This window comes from Halochromatium roseum, assembly GCF_016653315.1.
GTDB lineage: Bacteria > Pseudomonadota > Gammaproteobacteria > Chromatiales > Chromatiaceae > Lamprobacter > Lamprobacter roseus.
On record NZ_NHSH01000006.1, the window covers coordinates 76,622 to 93,206 of the forward strand.

At 61.1% G+C, this 16,585-nt stretch carries 16 protein-coding genes; 3 read left to right on the forward strand and 13 right to left on the reverse strand.

All coding sequences use genetic code 11. The annotated features are described in order from the left end of the window. Positions 1-16: 16 nt before the first annotated feature. The 7 genes from CCR96_RS00595 to uvrC all read right to left on the reverse strand — a co-directional run bounded on the left by CCR96_RS00595 (position 17) and on the right by uvrC (position 10,495). Complete coding sequence (locus tag CCR96_RS00595) at positions 17-907, reverse strand: prephenate dehydrogenase (protein ID WP_201215096.1); 891 nt, start codon at positions 905-907, stop codon at positions 17-19. Further along, positions 904-2,040, reverse strand: coding sequence for a histidinol-phosphate transaminase (gene hisC / locus CCR96_RS00600; protein ID WP_201215097.1), 1,137 nt, complete (start codon positions 2,038-2,040; stop codon positions 904-906). Before hisC ends, CCR96_RS00595 begins: the two co-directional genes overlap by 4 nt. A gap of 129 nt (positions 2,041-2,169) precedes the next feature. Beyond that, positions 2,170-3,255, reverse strand: coding sequence for a prephenate dehydratase (pheA, locus tag CCR96_RS00605; protein ID WP_201215098.1), 1,086 nt, complete (start codon positions 3,253-3,255; stop codon positions 2,170-2,172). A 63-nt stretch (positions 3,256-3,318) separates the two neighbouring features. Continuing rightward, positions 3,319-4,500, reverse strand: a complete 1,182-nt coding sequence (locus CCR96_RS00610; protein WP_201215099.1) for an NAD(P)-dependent oxidoreductase — start codon at positions 4,498-4,500, stop codon at positions 3,319-3,321. Positions 4,501-4,504: 4 nt separating this feature from the next. Continuing rightward, positions 4,505-5,584, reverse strand: coding sequence for a 3-phosphoserine/phosphohydroxythreonine transaminase (gene serC, locus CCR96_RS00615; RefSeq protein ID WP_201215100.1), 1,080 nt, complete (start codon positions 5,582-5,584; stop codon positions 4,505-4,507). A gap of 45 nt (positions 5,585-5,629) precedes the next feature. Further along, a complete protein-coding gene (gene gyrA / locus CCR96_RS00620; RefSeq protein ID WP_201215101.1) occupies positions 5,630-8,266 on the reverse strand; it encodes a DNA gyrase subunit A in 2,637 nt (878 codons plus the stop codon). Positions 8,267-8,659: 393 nt separating this feature from the next. After that, a complete protein-coding gene (gene uvrC / locus CCR96_RS00625) occupies positions 8,660-10,495 on the reverse strand; it encodes an excinuclease ABC subunit UvrC (RefSeq protein ID WP_201215102.1) in 1,836 nt (611 codons plus the stop codon). 210 nt (positions 10,496-10,705) lie between these two features. Here uvrC and CCR96_RS00630 point away from each other — a divergent pair, with 210 nt between their 5' ends. The 3 genes from CCR96_RS00630 to CCR96_RS00640 all read left to right on the forward strand — a co-directional run bounded on the left by CCR96_RS00630 (position 10,706) and on the right by CCR96_RS00640 (position 13,027). After that, positions 10,706-11,875, forward strand: a complete 1,170-nt coding sequence (locus CCR96_RS00630) for an alkaline phosphatase family protein (protein WP_201215103.1) — start codon at positions 10,706-10,708, stop codon at positions 11,873-11,875. 54 nt (positions 11,876-11,929) lie between these two features. Further along, a complete protein-coding gene (locus CCR96_RS00635) occupies positions 11,930-12,745 on the forward strand; it encodes an undecaprenyl-diphosphate phosphatase (RefSeq protein ID WP_201215104.1) in 816 nt (271 codons plus the stop codon). Positions 12,746-12,811: 66 nt separating this feature from the next. Continuing rightward, entirely contained in the window at positions 12,812-13,027 is a 216-nt protein-coding gene (locus CCR96_RS00640) for a hypothetical protein (protein WP_207191806.1), read from the forward strand. 108 nt (positions 13,028-13,135) lie between these two features. Here the strand turns inward: CCR96_RS00640 and pufA (CCR96_RS00645) are convergent, their stop codons facing one another. The 6 genes from pufA (CCR96_RS00645) to pufM all read right to left on the reverse strand — a co-directional run bounded on the left by pufA (CCR96_RS00645) (position 13,136) and on the right by pufM (position 16,576). Continuing rightward, entirely contained in the window at positions 13,136-13,324 is a 189-nt protein-coding gene (gene pufA, locus CCR96_RS00645) for a light-harvesting antenna LH1, alpha subunit (RefSeq protein WP_420827238.1), read from the reverse strand. Positions 13,325-13,412: 88 nt separating this feature from the next. Beyond that, positions 13,413-13,556 (reverse strand): light-harvesting antenna LH1, beta subunit, encoded by a 144-nt coding sequence (pufB, locus tag CCR96_RS00650; RefSeq protein WP_200244210.1) that lies wholly within the window; start codon positions 13,554-13,556, stop codon positions 13,413-13,415. 185 nt (positions 13,557-13,741) lie between these two features. Then, the gene (gene pufA / locus CCR96_RS00655) at positions 13,742-13,933 is read right to left on the reverse strand and encodes a light-harvesting antenna LH1, alpha subunit (protein ID WP_200244212.1); all 192 of its coding nucleotides are present in this window, start codon (positions 13,931-13,933) and stop codon (positions 13,742-13,744) included. 89 nt (positions 13,934-14,022) lie between these two features. After that, complete coding sequence (gene pufB, locus CCR96_RS00660; protein ID WP_200244308.1) at positions 14,023-14,166, reverse strand: light-harvesting antenna LH1, beta subunit; 144 nt, start codon at positions 14,164-14,166, stop codon at positions 14,023-14,025. Between the two features lie 89 nt (positions 14,167-14,255). Next, positions 14,256-15,596 carry a photosynthetic reaction center cytochrome PufC gene (gene pufC / locus CCR96_RS00665; RefSeq protein ID WP_201215105.1) on the reverse strand — a complete coding sequence of 447 codons (1,341 nt, stop codon included), beginning with the start codon at positions 15,594-15,596 and terminating at the stop codon, positions 14,256-14,258. Beyond that, entirely contained in the window at positions 15,593-16,576 is a 984-nt protein-coding gene (gene pufM, locus CCR96_RS00670; protein ID WP_201215106.1) for a photosynthetic reaction center subunit M, read from the reverse strand. Before pufM ends, pufC begins: the two co-directional genes overlap by 4 nt. Between the last annotated feature and the right edge of the window lie 9 nt (positions 16,577-16,585).

Genomic DNA, 16,585 nt, shown 5'->3' on the forward strand with positions numbered 1-16,585 from the left:
AACTAGCGGCAGTTCCTCAATCACCACCCGTTGTTGATGGCTCCAACCCGTCAACATAGCGCTCCCGCGCCGCGCGCGCGCGCTCAAAGATGCTCAGCAACGCATCTGCATCGGTAGATCGAATGGTGTTCGAGAGTTCGTTGAGCTCATCGCCAAAGCGGCTCAGCATGCTGCTCAGGGCGTCCGCGTTGGCAATACAGATATCGCGCCACATCTCTGGACTCGATGAAGCGATGCGGGTGAAGTCGCGGAAGCCGCCGGCCGCATAGCGGAAGATTTCATCGTTGCTACGCATCCTCGCGAGCGCATCAACCAGCCCGAACGCCAGCATGTGCGGCAGATGGCTGGTCGCGGCAAGCACCTCATCGTGATGCTCGACGCTCATCTCGGTCACCTCAGAGCCCACCTGCTCCCACATCGCCCGCACCCGCGCGACCGCTCCTGGGTCTGTCTCAGGTACGGGCGTCAGGATAACCCGGCGACTCTGGTAAAGGTCAGGAAACGATGAGCCGACGCCGCTGCGCTCGGTGCCCGCGATCGGATGTCCAGGCACCAGCCAGGACGGAACATTGCCGCCAAAGACTCGCCGAGCATCGCTAACAACGCTGCCTTTGACGCTGCCGCCATCGGTGACCACAGCACGCGCTGGGAGCCGCCCCTTGATCTTCGCAAAGACCCCCGCAATCGCCCCCAACGGCACGGCGATGAACACCATATCGGCATCCGCCACCGCATCGCCGGGCTCGAAAACGTAATCGTCGATCACACCGAGTTCGAGCGCGAGCTTAAGGTTCTCTATCGAGCGACCGCAGCCAATCACCTCCCCGACGGCATCAGCCGCGCGCAAGGCTCGCGCCAAAGACCCGCCAATGAGACCGACGCCGATGACTGCAAGGCGCTCGATCATCCGCCGCTCCGAGGCGCGTTCGTTTTCCCGAGCACCCGAGCGAGTGCCGCCAGCATCCGGTCGTTCTCTTCCGCCAGGCCGATACTAATGCGGAGATGCGTCGGCAGGCCGTAATTCGCAACCGGGCGACAGATCACGCCCTCGCGCAGCAGCGCCTGATCGATAGGACCGACCGGCTGGCCCAGATCAACCGTGACAAAATTACCAACCGACGGAATCGCGTCCAGGCCCAAGGCGTCGAGACCCGCCATCACCCGCGCCCTCTCCTGCTGGTTATGCGCAACCGAGCGCTCAACATGCTCACGATCAGCAAGCGCAGCCACCGCCGCAGCCTGCGCCGGTGCATTGACATTGAACGGATGCCGGACACGGTTCATCAGCTCAGCGGCATGCGCATGACTGAGGCCATAGCCGACCCGCAACGAGGCCAGCCCGTGAATCTTGGCAAAGGTGCGCGTGACGATCAGGTTCGGATAGTCATCGAGCCAAGCGCTGGTGTCTGGATAATCAGCTTCATCGACATACTCGAAATACGCCTCATCCACCACCACCATGCAGTGCTCTGGTAGGCCAGACAAGAAGGCCCGCAACGGCTCGGCCGCGATCCATGTCCCGGTTGGATTGTTCGGATTGGCGATCCAAACCACGCCCGTGCGTTCATTGACCAGTGCCGCCATCGCCTCGAGATCATGTCCAAAGTCGCGCGCCGGTGCGACGCGTGCAAGCGCGCCGGCCGCCATGGTCGCGATCGGATAGACGGCAAAGGCATGCTCGGAAAACACCGACTCCAGCCCAGGATGCAGGAACACACGCGCAACCAGATCAAGCACATCGTTAGAGCCATTGCCAATCGTCACCTGCTCAGGCTCAACGCCATGATGCGCAGCGATTGCCCGGCGCAACGCAAACCCCCCGCCATCCGGATAGCGCCCCAGCTCAGCCGCAGCCGCCGCATAGGCAGCACGCGCCGCTTCACCACAGCCAAGTGGATTCTCGTTCGAGGCCAGCTTCACCGACCCGGTGATACCCAACTCTCGCTCAAGCTCGGTGATTGGCTTTCCCGGCACATAAGGTGTCAGCCCCGCGATCTGCGGTGCGGCCTTCGCCAGATGTCGGTTTGGCTGTTCGCTCATCATGCACTCCTACTCGATTGGCAGCCGGCTCTCGGCTGCTCATGGCCGCCCGGTCGCCATTGGCTTCGTTGGCTTCGTTGGCCCAGGCCAGCACGGGCCAGCATGCGCATCCACGGAGGTCAGCGCATCCTAGAGCACGGCCTCCGGATAGGAGCCAAGCACTTTGCACAGGTTCGCAGCGCCCTTCAGCTCCGCGAGCGCTGCCTCAACCTCGGGCGACTGCCGGTGCCCGCAGACATCGACAAAAAAGACGTAATCCCACACACCCTGACGCGAGGGGCGGGATTCGATTCGGGTCATGCTCAGGCCCTGTTTCGCAAACGGGGTCAACAACCGATGCAAGCCACCCGCCTCGTTCCTGCACGACAACAGCATGCTGGTTTTATCATGCCCGCTTGGCGGCGAATCCTCAGAGCCGATGACCAAGAATCGGGTGGTATTGCCGGGCTCGTCCTCGATACGCTGCGCCAGAACCCTCAGCGCATAGAGTTCTGCGGCCGCCTCGCTCGCCACCGCCGCGGCGTCCTCTGCCGCCGCCGCGCGCTTTGCCGCATCGGCATTGGTTCCAACCGCGACGCGCTCCGCATTCGGCAGATAGCGATCGAGCCAGCCGCGACATTGGGCCAGCGATTGCTGATGCGAGTAGACCCGCCGCACCGCAGCCAGATCCTTCGCGTTCGATAGCAGATGATGATGGATGCGCAGCGTCACCTCGCCTGCGATCAGCAGCGGCGAGCGCATGAACATGTCGAGCGTGTGGTTGACCACCCCTTCGGTCGAGTTCTCGACCGGCACCACACCATAGTCACAGGCGCCCGCTTCGACCTCGCGAAAGATATCGCTGATCGCACCGAACGGCTGGGCATGCACCGAGTGGCCAAAATGCTTCAGCGCCGCGGCCTGAGTGAAGGTGCCCTGCGGCCCCAAATAACCCACCTTCAGTGGCTTCTCGAGCGCCAGACAGGCCGACATGATCTCGCGGAACAGCCGAGCGATCTCTTCGCCGTCGAGCGGACCGGGATTCTCGGCCTTGATGCGGCGCAAGATCTCGGCTTCGCGCTCCGGTCGGTAGTATTTGACCGACTCACCATGGGCATCCTTGATCTTGGCCACAGCTTGGGCGCATGCGGCGCGCTCGGAGATCAGCCGCAACAGATCGGCATCGATGGCGTTGATCCGCTCGCGCACCTGTTGGAGCTGATCGTCGCTGGTCATGAGTCCTGGTAACGCCTGTTGATCACAGAAACCTCCGCTCGACCACCTTGGGTCAACCTCGTCTCAGGCTTGTACGGCATCAGGCAGACAACGCACTGACAACACACCATCAATGCCGGCGATGCGCTGTACCGTCTGCTCCTGACAGGGCTGGTCGATATCGATCAGCGTTACCGCTAGGTCGTCTCGCGAGCGGTTCAGCATATCGATGATATTCAAACCATCCTGGGCGAGATCGGTCGAGATCTGCCCGAGCATGTTCGGTACGTTGCGATTGACTACCACCATCCGATGTCCACCGTTGCGTGGTAGATGGATCTCAGGGAAGTTGACCGAATTGCTGACGTTGCCATCCTCGAGATAGGCGCGAACCTGATCCGCCACCATCACCGCGCAATTCTCCTCCGCCTCACAGGTCGAAGCGCCCAAGTGCGGCAGGGTCACCACACGCGGATGCGCCTTCAGCAGATTGCTGGGGAAGTCGCAGACATAGGCGTAGAGCTTGCCAGCATCGAGCGCGGTGACCGCTGCATCGTCATCGATGATGCCATCGCGGGAGAAGTTGAGCAGGACCGCCCCATCGCGCATGCTCTGAATGCGCTCGGCATTGATCATATGCCGGGTCTTGTCGGTCAATGGCACATGAAAGCTCATGAAATCGGAGCGCGAGACCAGATCATCGATCGACAGCGCACGCTCGACATCGGCCTCCAGTTTCCAGGCACTGCGCACGGTGATGCTGGGATCAAAGCCGATCACCTTCATGCCAAGCGCCCGTGCGGCATTGGCGACCAACACGCCAATCGCACCTAGTCCGATCACGCCCAAGGTCCGGCCCGGCAGTTCGAAGCCGACGAACTGCTTCTTTCCGGCCTCGACCGCCTTGCCGATCGCCGCATCATCGCCCTCAAGCTCGCGGGCAAACTGCCAGCCTTGAGCAATATTGCGCGCCGCCAGCAGCATGCCGGCCAGCACCAGCTCCTTGACCGCATTGGCATTGGCGCCCGGAGCGTTGAACACCGCAATACCGCGCTCGGTCATCGCCGGCACCGGGATGTTGTTCACGCCCGCACCCGCGCGGCCGATCGCCTTCAGACTCGCGGGCACCGGCAGATCGTGCATCTTTGCCGAACGCACCAGGATCGCATCGGGATGGCTCAGCTCGGATGCAATCTCGTACTGCTCGCGCGGCAGCCGATTGAGGCCTGCTACAGAGATGTTGTTCAGTGTCTGGATCTTGTACACCCGATCACCCCTTGGTCCGCTCGAACTCAGCCATGAAGGCGATCAGTGCATCGACACCGGCCTCAGGCATCGCATTGTAGATGCTTGCGCGCATGCCGCCGACCGAGCGATGGCCCTTGAGGGTGAGCATCCCGGCCGCCTTGGCCCCGGCGAGAAAGTCGGCATCCAGCTCAGGATCGGCGAGCGTGAAGGGCACATTCATCCAGGAGCGCGACGCCGGCTCGACCGGATTGGCGTAGAAGCTGGAGCTATCGATCGCGGCATAGAGCTTCTCGGCCTTGCGCCGGTTGATCTCGCCCATGCCCTCAAGCCCACCGAGATCCTTCAACCATTTGAACACCAGACCGGCCAAATACCAGGCATAGGTCGGCGGCGTGTTGTACATCGAGCCGCTATCGGCATGAACCCGGTAGTCGAACATGGTTGGGGTGCCACTGAGCGGCTCACCGAGCAGATCCTCACGGACGATGAGGATCGTCAGCCCTGCCGGGCCGATGTTCTTCTGCGCACCGGCGTAGATCAACCCGTAACGCGAGACATCGATCGGCCGCGACAGCAGCGTTGATGACATATCGGCCACTAGCGGCGCCGAGGACTCGGGAATGTAAGGAAACTCGACGCCCTCAATGGTCTCGTTTGGCGTGTAATGAAGGTAGGCCGCATCCTCGGACAGTGCCAGCTCCGACTGCGCTGGCGCGCGCACGAAATGCTCAGGCTGCGTGCTGGCCGCGATATGCACAGCACAAAACCGATGCGCCTCGGCGATGGCCTTCTTCGACCAACTGCCGGTATTGAGATAATCAGCCTTACCGGCGCGCCCGGACAGGTTCATCGGCACCATCGCAAACTGGCTCGAGGCGCCGCCCTGCAGGAACAGCACCCGATAACCTTCCGGAATCGCCAGCAGTTCGCGCAGATCTTGTTCGGCCTGCTCGGCAATACTCATGAACTCCTTGCCGCGATGGCTCATCTCGGCCACGCACATGCCGCTGCCGTTCCAGTCCAGCATCTCTTCCTGGGCTTGGCTGAGCACGGGCTCTGGCAGCATCGCCGGGCCGGCGCTGAAGTTATAGGGTCGAGACATCAGCGGTACCTTCTTCTTGATTCAATCGATTGGATAGGGGGCGCATTAGTCGAGATCAGCGTCGTTGTCAGCGCCATTCCCAGCCGGATCAGCGCCGGGCGAATCGTCGCCAGACAAACCCTCATCGCTGAGCTCACTGTCCTCATCATCGCCGTTCAGCGCGATGATGCGCTCGATACCAGCCAGGCGCTGATTGTCGCCGAGATTGATCAGCTTCACACCCCAGGTGTTACGACTGAGGATCGAGATATCGTCGACGCCGGTGCGCACCAGGGTACCGGCCTCGGTAATCAGCATGATCTCATCGCCGGGCCGCACCAGCACCGCGCCGACCTGTTCGGCATTGCGCTCGCCGATGCGCATCGAGATCACACCCTTGGTGCCACGGCCCTTGGTCGGGAACTCCTCGATCGGCGTGCGTTTGCCCTGGCCGTTGGCGCCAACGGTGAGGACCGTACCAGGCTCAGCCACCAACAGCGAGATCACGCGCTGGCCTTCGCCGAGCGAGATGCCGCGCACGCCATGCGCCGTGCGCCCCATCGAGCGCACCTCGGATTCATTGAAACGTACCGCCTTACCGGCCGAGCTGAACAGCATCATATCCTGACGACCATCGGTCACCGCAACGCCGATCAGATACTCGTCCTCGTGCAGGTCGATGGCGATGATGCCGCGTGATAGCGGACGCGAGAAGTCCGATAACGGCGTCTTTTTGACGGTACCCTTGCTGGTGGCCATGAAGACGAAGCTACCCTCCTCGTACTCAGGCACCGGCAGCGTGGCGTTGATGCGCTCATCCTTCTCGAGCGGCAGCAGATTGACGATCGGCCGCCCGCGGCCACCGTAGCTGGCCTGCGGCAGCTCGTAGACCTTGAGCCAATAGACCTTGCCGTGACTTGAGAAACAGAGCACGGTGTCGTGCGAGTTGGCGACGAAGAGGCGGTCGATGAAATCCTCGTCTTTTAGATTCGACGCACTGCGCCCCTTGCCGCCCCGGCGCTGGGCCTGATACTCGGCGATTGGCTGCGCCTTGACATAGCCGGCATGCGAGAGCGTGACCACCACATCTTCCGGCGCAATCAGGTCGAGCAGCGAGATATCGGCCTGATCCTCGGTGATCTCGGTCCGACGCTTGTCGGCATATTGGTCGCGAATCGCGGTCAGCTCATCGCGGATGACTTGCATCAACCGGTCCGGATCGCGCAGGATCGCCAGTAGCTCGGAGATGGTCTCGAGGATGGCCTCGAATTCCTTGATGATCTTGTCTTGCTCGAGTCCGGTCAGGCGCTGCAGCTGTAGGTCGAGGATCGCCCGCGCCTGGCGTTCGCTGAGCCGATACAGACCATCCTCACGCAGGCCAAAACCGGCGTCGAGATCATCTGGCCGGGTCTCATCCGCACCAGCGCGCTCGAGCATCCCAGCCACCTCACCAGCGGCCCAGTCGCGCGCCATCAGCCCTTCACGGGCATCGGCGGGGCTGGCCGAGGCCTTGATCAGCGCGATCACCTCGTCAATGTTGGCCAAGGCGACCGTATAGCCCTCCAACAGATGGGCGCGGTCGCGCGCCTTACGCAGCTCGTAAATGGTACGGCGAGTGACGACATCGCGGCGATGGCGTAGGAAGTACTCAAGCATCTGCTTGAGATTCAATGTACGCGGCTGGCCATCGACCAAGGCGACCATGTTGATGCCGAACACGGTCTGCATGCTCGTGTGCTGATAGAGGTTGTTCAGCACCACGTCTGGGTAGTGATCGCGCTTGACCTCGATCACCACCCGCATACCGTCCTTGTCCGATTCGTCGCGCAGCTCGGCGATGCCCTCGAGCTTCTTCTCGCGCACCAGTTCGGCCATCTTCTCGAGCATGCGCGCCTTGTTGACCTGATACGGCAGCTCGGTGATGACGATGGCCTCACGCTTGCTGCGCGACTCAGTCTCCTGATGGGTGCGCGCGCGCAACCGAATGCGACCACGACCAGTGCGATAGGCCTCGCGGATGCCGCGAATGCCGTTGATGATCGCCGCGGTCGGGAAGTCCGGGCCGGGCACGATCTCCATCAAACGCTCGATCGTTACCAGTGGATCTTCGATGATCGCCAGACAGGCATCGATGATCTCGCCGAGGTTGTGCGGCGGGATGTTGGTGGCCATGCCCACCGCGATGCCGGAGGAGCCATTGATCAGGAGGTTCGGGAAACGCGCCGGCAGGACCATCGGCTCCTGCTCGGATTCGTCGTAGTTGGGAATGAAGTCGACCGTCTCCTTGTCGAGATCGTCGAGCAGCGCGTGGGCGATGCGCGCCATGCGCACCTCGGTATAGCGCATCGCCGCCGGCGAGTCGCCATCAACCGAGCCGAAGTTGCCCTGGCCGTCGACCAGCATGTAGCGCATCGAGAACGGCTGCGCCATGCGCACGATGGTGTCGTAGACCGCGGTGTCGCCGTGCGGATGGTACTTACCGATGACGTCACCGACGACACGGGCCGACTTCTTGTACGGCTTGTTCCAATCGTTACCGAGCACGTTCATCGCGAACAGCACGCGTCGATGCACGGGCTTGAGGCCGTCGCGCACATCCGGCAGCGCACGACCGACGATCACGCTCATCGCGTAATCGAGGTAAGACTGGCGCATCTCGTCTTCGAGATTAACCGGCAGGACTTCTTTCGCGAAATCGACCATCGCTCTTTATAAACTTCCTAAAACAGGGATGTGTTGCGCCTGGCGGGGAGCAGTCGGGCGGCTCCGGCAACCGGGCAAAACGCGAGAGAATGAAGCCGCGATCGAATCCACCGACACCGGGCAATCAAACCAAGCACGGCGGTAACGCGACGCTCTATCGCAAGCGATAAAAGCCAGTCATCATACCACTTGGAGCCGTTCAATATCGCGTTGGGCGCGTCTTCCAACAAAACAGCACGCCCGGTTCGCACCCTCCTCGCAGTGCCGGATCAATCAGCCGCTCAAGCACTTGCCACCGCATGAGTCCAGCCTAGCGTCAGGCGTTCGTTGTTAGCGCGGACGGAAAAGCAACAGCAGCGCCCTGGCCAACCATCAGACCGCCGCAAGCACCGGCTAATTCCGTTCAGACTCGGCGTGCAGTGCGTCGTGGATCTGGCGCGCGAGCGCTCGGCTGATACCCTCAACGCGGGCGATATCGTCCGGCGCCGCCCGCACCAACCCGCGTAGCCCGCCGAAGGCGCGCAGCAGATTCTGCCGGCGCTTCGGGCCGATGCCGGGAATATCCTCGAGCGTGGATGTCTTGCGCGCCTTATCGCGCCGCTGCCGGTGCCCCGTGATCGCGAAGCGATGCGCCTCATCACGGATCTGCTGAACCAGATGCAGAGCGGGCGAATCAGCGCCGGCGAGGATCGCCGCATCGCCGTCGGCCAACCCATCCGCGAGCCACAGCTGCTCGGCCCCCGCCTTGCGATCTGGCCCCTTGGAGACCCCGACTAACTTGACCCCATCGATCCCAAGCTCGTCGAGCACGGGCATGACCGCACCGAGCTGACCCTTACCGCCGTCGATGAACAGCAGGTCTGGCAGGGGAACCTCGCCGGCCTGGACCCGGCGGTAACGGCGCAGCAGCGCCTGCTCCATCGCCGCATAATCGTCGCCCGGGGTGATGCCCTCGATATTGAAGCGTCGGTAGTCGGACTTGCGCGGCCCTTGGTCGTCGAACACGACGCAGGAGGCCACCGTCAGCTCACCACGGGTGTGACTGATGTCGAAACATTCCATGCGCTGTGGAAGCGCATCAAGACCGAGCAAATCGCGCAGCGCCTCCAGTCGGCGCGCGTAGCCAGCCCGGCTACCGAGGCGTGTCTTGAGCGCCAAGGCGGCATTGTTGACCGCCATCTCGACCCAGCGCGCACGCTCGGCACGCAGTCGGTGCTTCAGCGCCACTCGCCGACCGGCGCGCTCGCTCAGCGCCGCGGTCAAGAACTCGGCCTCATCCGGCTCGGCATTCAACAGCACCTCTGGCGGGATCTCCTTATCGACATAGAACTGGGCCAAGAAGGCCGAGAGCACGGTCGCTTGATCGGCATCGACGGGCACCTGTGGAAAAAACGCCTTGTTGCCGAGGTTGCGCCCACCGCGAATGAAAAAGACTTGGACGCAGACCGTCCCGGCCTCCTCCACCGCCGCGATGATGTCGACGTCCCCGCCCTCGGCGGTGACGTATTGGCGTTGCTGGATGCGCTGTAAGGTCGCGATCTGATCGCGCAGCGTCGCCGCACGCTCGAACTCGAGCGCCTCCGCGGCCTGCTCCATCCGCTGACCAAGCTCAGCGATCACCTCGTCGGTACGCCCCTCCAAGAACTTGATGCTGTCTTGGACATCCAGTGCATAGTCCTCGGCGCACACCAGCCCGACACAGGGGCCGGTGCAGCGCTTGATCTGGTACTGCAGACAAGGCCGCGTCCGGCTGCGATAGAAGCTATCGCGGCATTGCCGCACCGGGAACAGCTTCTGCAGCAGCTGTAGCGTCTCGCGCACCGCCGAAGCACTTGGATAGGGACCAAAGTAGCGGCCCGAGCCCTTGCGCGCACCACGATAAAACGACAGCCGCGGAAACTCGTCTTGGGTGCTCAGATAGATGAAAGGATAGCTCTTGTCGTCGCGCAGGAGGACGTTGTAGCGCGGCCGATGCGTCTTGATCAGATCGCTCTCGAGCAGCAGCGCCTCACCCTCGGTGCGGGTCACGGTCACCTGGATGTCGGCGATCTGCGCCACCATCACCTGCAGCCGCCGATTCAATGCGCGGCCGAAATAACTGCTGACGCGGCGTTTCAGGTTTTTTGCCTTGCCGACATAGAGCACGCTGCCGGCATCATCAAGCATGCGGTAGACGCCTGGATCAACCGGGATCTGCGAGACTGCGGTGCGATGATCGAAGGACGACATAAAGAGCGCGAGCGGGGTTACTGAGCACGAATGCGCGGCAGATGACGATTATACCGAGGCTTACTCAATGCGAAGGGCGGCGCCCTCCAGGCGATGAAGCGCGGGTTTCACAGCATCGTATATAGCGCACCGCTAGCTCAGACGATTCAGCGCTGGCTTCACCGTCGCCCGAGGCTGGTCCTGCCAGAGAGGCTACCGTATCCTGCAACAATGCATGTTCCGAACTACCAAGGCGGCAGCATCGTCAATCTGATGCAGTCGCTGATCCACGCGCGCGGGCATTGGCCTGGCGATGCAGCGCCTTATCCCGAGGCGCCGTTGCTGCCCGCAGCCGAGATCCGCCAGGCGCGTCACGTCCTGCTGCTGGTGATCGATGGCCTCGGCGACGACTGGCTGCGGCGGCACTCACCCCATGGACCCTTGGCGCGACATCGGCTCGGCTCGCTCACATCGGTGTTCCCTGCCACCACCGCGTCGGCGATCACCACCTATCTCACCGGTGATGCGCCGCAACAGCACGCGATGACCGGCTGGCATATGTGGCTAGCAGAGCTTGGCTGTGTGCTCGCAGTGCTTCCAGGCAAGCCAAGATATGGCGGCAGCAGCTATAAACAAGCCGGCATCGACGTGCAGCAGCTCTATCGCCACCGCTCGCTGTTTGCTTACCTGGACACCGCTTCTACCGTCATCTCACCACGCGCGATCGCCCGCTCAGAGTACAATTTGGCGCATCTCGGGCCGGCTCAGCTGTATCCGTATGAGCGCTTGTCCGGGATGTTCAGCGTCATCGCAAAGACCATCAAGCGCGCGCGCAAGCCAACCACCTTCTACGCCTATTGGCCCGGGCTCGATAGCCTTGGCCACGAACAGGGCATCGAGAGCCCGCAAGCCCTTGCCCATCTCGACGCGATCGAACAGGGTCTAAGCTTGCTCATGAAGCGTCTCGCCGGCACTGACTGCTTGGTGCTGATCTGCGCCGACCACGGACAGCTCGATACCGAGCCAGCGCAGATCACCGAACTCAGTAGCATTCCAGCGCTTGCTGACTGCCTGCGAATCCCGCTTTGTGGCGAGCCACGCGCCGCCTACTGCTATGTCCGTCTCGATCAGGGCGCGCGCTTCGAGCGCCTCTGTATGGATCATCTCAGCCAAGACTTCGAGCTGTTCCGCAGCACCGATCTGATCGACCAGGGGCTATTCGGACTCGGTCAGCCGCACCCGCGCCTACAAGAGCGCGTTGGCGACTACTGCCTCATCGCACGCGACCGGGCCCTGCTCCACCAAGCACTCATCGGCGAAAAGCCATTCCGGCAGATCGGCGTCCATGGCGGCCTCAGCTCGGCCGAGCTGATGGTGCCCCTGTGCCGCTTCGACGCCTGAGCGCTATACTCTCGCTCCCGCGCACCACGACCCGCTGTTGTAAGGACCCGCTGAATGGACGTCGTCCAGATCGTTCTGCTCGCCGCTGTACAGGGCTTGACCGAATTCCTCCCCATCTCGAGTTCGGCGCACCTCATCGTGACGCCGATCGTCTTCGGCTACGCGCTACAGAGTCTCGCCTTCGATGTCGCCGTGCACCTTGGGACATTGGCCGCGGTGATGCTGTATTTTCGCCATGAGCTCGTGACGATGACGTTTGCCGTCGGCAGCGCTATCCGCACAGGCTCGCTTGCCGATCGCAACGCCCACTTGGGATGGATGATCCTGATCGCGACCTTGCCGATCCTTGTGCTCGGCTTCCCATTGAAGGCACTGCTTGAGGTTATCCGCGAAGACGAACGCCTCGTGCAGCTCGTGATCGCCAGTACAACCATCGGCTTCGGCCTGTTGCTCTGGCAAGCCGACCGTCTCGGCAAGCGCAGGCGTGACGAATACAAGCTGGGCTGGCGCAGCGCGCTCCTGATTGGGCTCTTCCAAGCGATGGCGATCATTCCCGGCACCTCGCGCTCTGGAATCACCATGACCGCGGGTCTATTCCTTGGGCTGACGCGGGAGGCGGCTTCGCGCTTCTCGTTCTTGCTCTCGATACCCACCATCCTGATCGCGGGACTACTAGAGACCAAGGAACTCATCGAGTCACCAGACCCGGTCGCTTGGGGCCAGCTTTGGCTTGGGGCCGCACTCTCGTTCGCGATCGCCTACCTGACGATCCACTTCTTCTTGCGCTTCATCGAGCGCATCAGCATGTTTCCGTTTGTAGCCTATCGCCTCATGCTGGGTCTGCTGATTTTTTGGATTGTTCTACGATGAGAGATCGCCGCTATCGCCGAGCTATTTCATAGCGGCCGCATCATCGATGTCATCATCTTACTGGTGATGCTCGAGACCGCGGCTTTGCTGGCCTATCGTCGCATCACTGGTCGAGGTCCGAGGCCGCAAGCACTCTTGCCGACACTCGCCTCTGGCCTGCTGTTGATACTTGCGCTGCGCGCCGCCATCGCCGACCTCCGCTGGGAATTCATCGCCTTGCCGCTGACCTTAGCCTTGGTCACGCACCTGCTTGACATCGCCCAACGCTGGCGCGGGCAATAAGCACAGACCGATGCCCACAAAAAAGGCAGCTCTCGCTGCCTCTACTTGCTGCGCGAAACCCGGCAGGGTACCGGGTCCGCACAGCGTCTCGAACGTTGCTCGCCCGAGTCAGACGACAGACATGACCTGCGAGATCATGGTCGCCGCATCACTAACGGCGGGGCCACCCAACCAGTTGAAGTCAGCGCTGCTGAGCAGGATAAAGTGAATTAGCAGGGCTAACACGAACAAGAATCCAAACAACGCTACCAAGGCGCGACGTGGATCAAAGATCTGCCAAATTTTGTGCATGGGCATTCGAGTTCTCCTGAAGTAATTGCGGGCAACGGCGGCTTTTGCGCTTCGTTCCCGTCAGAAATCTAGCTGGTCTACCCGAGGTTTCGGATTACAACCAAGGACGCCAAAACCAAGCCAGCAAATGTGCAAACGCGGCAACACCAACGAATGCGGAAAAGCTAGACATGAAGATGCCGTGAAACTCCTGCGCCTCTTCTTCAGTCAGGCCGGTTAGGCTTGCGTTATCAGCCATGGATTCAACCTCCGGATTTCAATAAAGGCCTCTCGGCCATTGACCGCGATACCCCCGCGGTGGGGTCGCCCTAGGGGCGTTAAGCGACCGAACCCGAGCTCTAAGCCTCGAGATCCGACAACGCGATGGAGGGGGTCGAGCACCTCAATCTCAAAGAACAGTCGCCGCTTCTCACTCAGCGACTATCAATTGATTGTGCGCGTTGGCGGCATTGCCGACATACTGCTCGCCGGAGCCTGCAGTGCGTTGTTACCCAGCCAGTTGAAGGCAGGGGACATCAACAACATGAAATGAATCACCAACGCCAACGCGAACAAAAAGCTCATAAGCCCGATTAGGCTTCGGCGTGGATCAAAGATCTGCCAAATGCGATGCATCAGTTTTCTCCTTTGGAAAGCCTGGCAGAGATTGGCAGACAGCGACTGTCAAACAAATCCCCACCTTGTTCATGATCGACCAGCAACCACTACAGCCAGGGACGCCAGAACCATGCGAGCAGATGCGCAAATGCCGCAACACCGACGAATGCGCTAAAGCTTGACATAAAAATACCGTGAAATTCTTGGGCTTCTGTTTCGGTCAGGCCCGTCAGGCTTTTGTTATCAGCCATGGTAATTACCTCTGTGTCGTTTTCAGGTTTGACCTTACGGTCATCGTTTCCACCCAGATGGGCGGGGTGATCCGTCACCCTGGATATTCCTACCGAGTTTGTGGGGCCGGCGGATACTGTAGCGGTGCCGGCGGATAGCGCATCATCGATGGCGGCGGATACTGAAGCCGAGGTGGATACTGTTGAGGCTGCTGCTCGACCGGAGCGTCAGCCGTCGCCTCTGCTGGCTCTTCCTCCGCAGCCGCCTCAGGTGCAGGCGCCGGCGGTTCCGCCTTTGCCTGCTCATCGGACGCTGCAGCCTCTGCGGGCTCAGGCTCAGCGACAACAGGCATTTCAGCCTTAGCCTGTGCGGGCGGCGTGTCTCCTTCAGAAGCCGCAGCCGCTGCCTCTTCCGCTGCCTTCTTCGCCGCCAAGCCACCCTCAGGGATGGGACCTTGCAGGGACGGATAGTCCTTCACCATCGGTGCACCGTAAAGCGGCTTGTAAGCGCCTTGGTGGCAAGTGGCGCAATAGACCTTGTACACGTCGCCCAACGGACCCTTACGCGAATCAGGCAGAATGTCTGTCAGCGGCACAACATAATCGTTGTTCAACTCCCTGACGTGGCGGATAGCGTACCAAGCGGTAGTCCGCTGCGGCGGGCTCTGATCCCAGGAATAGAACGAACGAGAGTTGTGGCAGTAGGTGCAATTCACGCCGAGCGAATCGGACATGTGCATCATCAGCCCATAGGTCCATTCCGCCTGCTTGATCGACCGACGGTTCCCCTGCGGCAGCACGGTATCGCCGATGACACGAATGTCATTATCTTGCAGCAAGAAAGGCGTAAACGGATCATAAGGCAGCGACGAGTAGGCAACAGACGCAGCAGCAATATTCTGCCCAGTCGGCGCCAGTGCGGTCGGCTGACCCGGACCCGGATCGGTCACCCAGACGTATTCCGGCACTGGATTGCCACGATGGCAGGTATAGCAAGTGATACCGGTATCCGCGACATGGTCCTTCCAATTGGCATTGGTATCCTGCGTCATCTGCAGCATCCTGCGCGAGGTGACCTTGGTATAAATACCATCCTCCTCGAAACCACCGTCGCTCACATGGCAGTAATAGCAACCTTGCTCGGGCGCCACCCAATTGGTCAGAGCAACCATGAGCCGGTTGAACTCATTGACCGTCAGATTGCCAAGCACCTGGACGTTCTTGTAGACATCCTTCGCCAGCGGCCCACCCTCAGCCGAAGCTGGAATTGGATCTGGCGGCACATTGGCCTCGAGCGAAGCTTGCAGCAAACGCGGGTTATAGTTGGTCTGCATCTGTAGACCACGATACCCGTTCTGGATCGTTTCGGGCGGCGGCGCCTCGCAGCCAGCAAGGATCGCCGAAGCGCCCAATGCCGCGAGTACCACCGTCTTACGGTTTAGAAACTTCATTGCGACACCCCCTGCAGCAGGGACGGATCCTGGATCGTCATCTCTGATGGGTAGGGAGCCACGATGCCGTGCTTGATGCCCCACAGATACCAGTTCTCAACCACAGTACCGGTCAGCAAGATTCCGATACCGGCGGTAATCACCGTCAAGACCGCAAACCACCAAGCCCAACGATGGATGGATTCCATGGTGGCGTTAAAGCCCATGGTCCAGCGCCAGAACAGCATCGCACGCTCAGCTGCCGTACCACGACTGGTGATCTGATCGATCTCACGGTCGCCGCCGTAGCGAGAGACACCCAAGATCGTGCCACCGTGCATGGCGAAGAGCACCGCGGAGCCATAGAGGAAGGCAATCGACAGGGCATGGAACGGGTTGTAGTAGAAGTTGCCATAGCGAATCGAGATCGCCGCTGTCCAGTCGAGATGCGGGAAGATCCCAAATGGCACCGCCTCACCCCAGCTACCCATCAGCACGGGCCGAATGAAGCCCAACGTCAGGTAGAAGAAGATCGCTGCAGCAAACGCCCATGCGACATGGGTGCCGGTGCCGAGTGCGATCGCGCGCTGGTAGGTCCGAATCCACCAGAGGATGATCGAGGCCGTCAGGAAGAACCCTGCCATCAGCCACCAGCCACCATCACCCAATGGGGGGATGCTCAGCCCGTAGGCTGGCGGTGGCGGCTCAAGCGCCAGCCAGAAGAAGTTCTTGACGAACTGAATTGGACTCCAGTCGACCGACGCCAGCATATTGAAGCCGATGATCTCGATGGCAATGAAACCACAGATCAACGAAGCAATACCGGCAAACCCAAAGTAGATCGGTCCGATCTGGGCGTCGCCAATCTTGCCGATCCAATATGAGAACCAGGGAAAGACCGGTTTTCCGAGGCGCGGCAAGCTACTTTCCGGAAGGTCTACACCAGGGTAGCCCGGCTCGCGGACTTGAACCCGCGTAAAGATATTTTGATACTCAGCCATATTGGTGTC

Bases quoted from the DNA above. Each gene is read 5' to 3' on its own strand.
- CCR96_RS00595 (WP_201215096.1), bottom strand. From the start codon at position 907: ATGATCGAGCGCCTTGCAGTCATCGGCGTCGGTCTCATTGGCGGGTCT.
- pufM (WP_201215106.1), bottom strand. From the start codon at position 16,576: ATGGCTGAGTATCAAAATATCTTTACGCGGGTTCAAGTCCGCGAGCCG.
- pufB (WP_200244210.1), bottom strand. From the start codon at position 13,556: ATGGCTGATAACGCAAGCCTAACCGGCCTGACTGAAGAAGAGGCGCAG.
- pufA (WP_200244212.1), bottom strand. From the start codon at position 13,933: ATGCATCGCATTTGGCAGATCTTTGATCCACGCCGAAGCCTAATCGGG.
- pheA (WP_201215098.1), bottom strand. From the start codon at position 3,255: ATGACCAGCGACGATCAGCTCCAACAGGTGCGCGAGCGGATCAACGCC.
- pufC (WP_201215105.1), bottom strand. From the start codon at position 15,596: ATGAAGTTTCTAAACCGTAAGACGGTGGTACTCGCGGCATTGGGCGCT.
- pufA (WP_420827238.1), bottom strand. From the start codon at position 13,324: ATGCCCATGCACAAAATTTGGCAGATCTTTGATCCACGTCGCGCCTTG.
- serC (WP_201215100.1), bottom strand. From the start codon at position 5,584: ATGTCTCGACCCTATAACTTCAGCGCCGGCCCGGCGATGCTGCCAGAG.
- CCR96_RS00635 (WP_201215104.1), top strand. From the start codon at position 11,930: ATGGACGTCGTCCAGATCGTTCTGCTCGCCGCTGTACAGGGCTTGACC.
- pufB (WP_200244308.1), bottom strand. From the start codon at position 14,166: ATGGCTGATAACAAAAGCCTGACGGGCCTGACCGAAACAGAAGCCCAA.
- uvrC (WP_201215102.1), bottom strand. From the start codon at position 10,495: ATGTCGTCCTTCGATCATCGCACCGCAGTCTCGCAGATCCCGGTTGAT.
- CCR96_RS00630 (WP_201215103.1), top strand. From the start codon at position 10,706: ATGCATGTTCCGAACTACCAAGGCGGCAGCATCGTCAATCTGATGCAG.
- CCR96_RS00640 (WP_207191806.1), top strand. From the start codon at position 12,812: ATGCTCGAGACCGCGGCTTTGCTGGCCTATCGTCGCATCACTGGTCGA.
- gyrA (WP_201215101.1), bottom strand. From the start codon at position 8,266: ATGGTCGATTTCGCGAAAGAAGTCCTGCCGGTTAATCTCGAAGACGAG.
- hisC (WP_201215097.1), bottom strand. From the start codon at position 2,040: ATGAGCGAACAGCCAAACCGACATCTGGCGAAGGCCGCACCGCAGATC.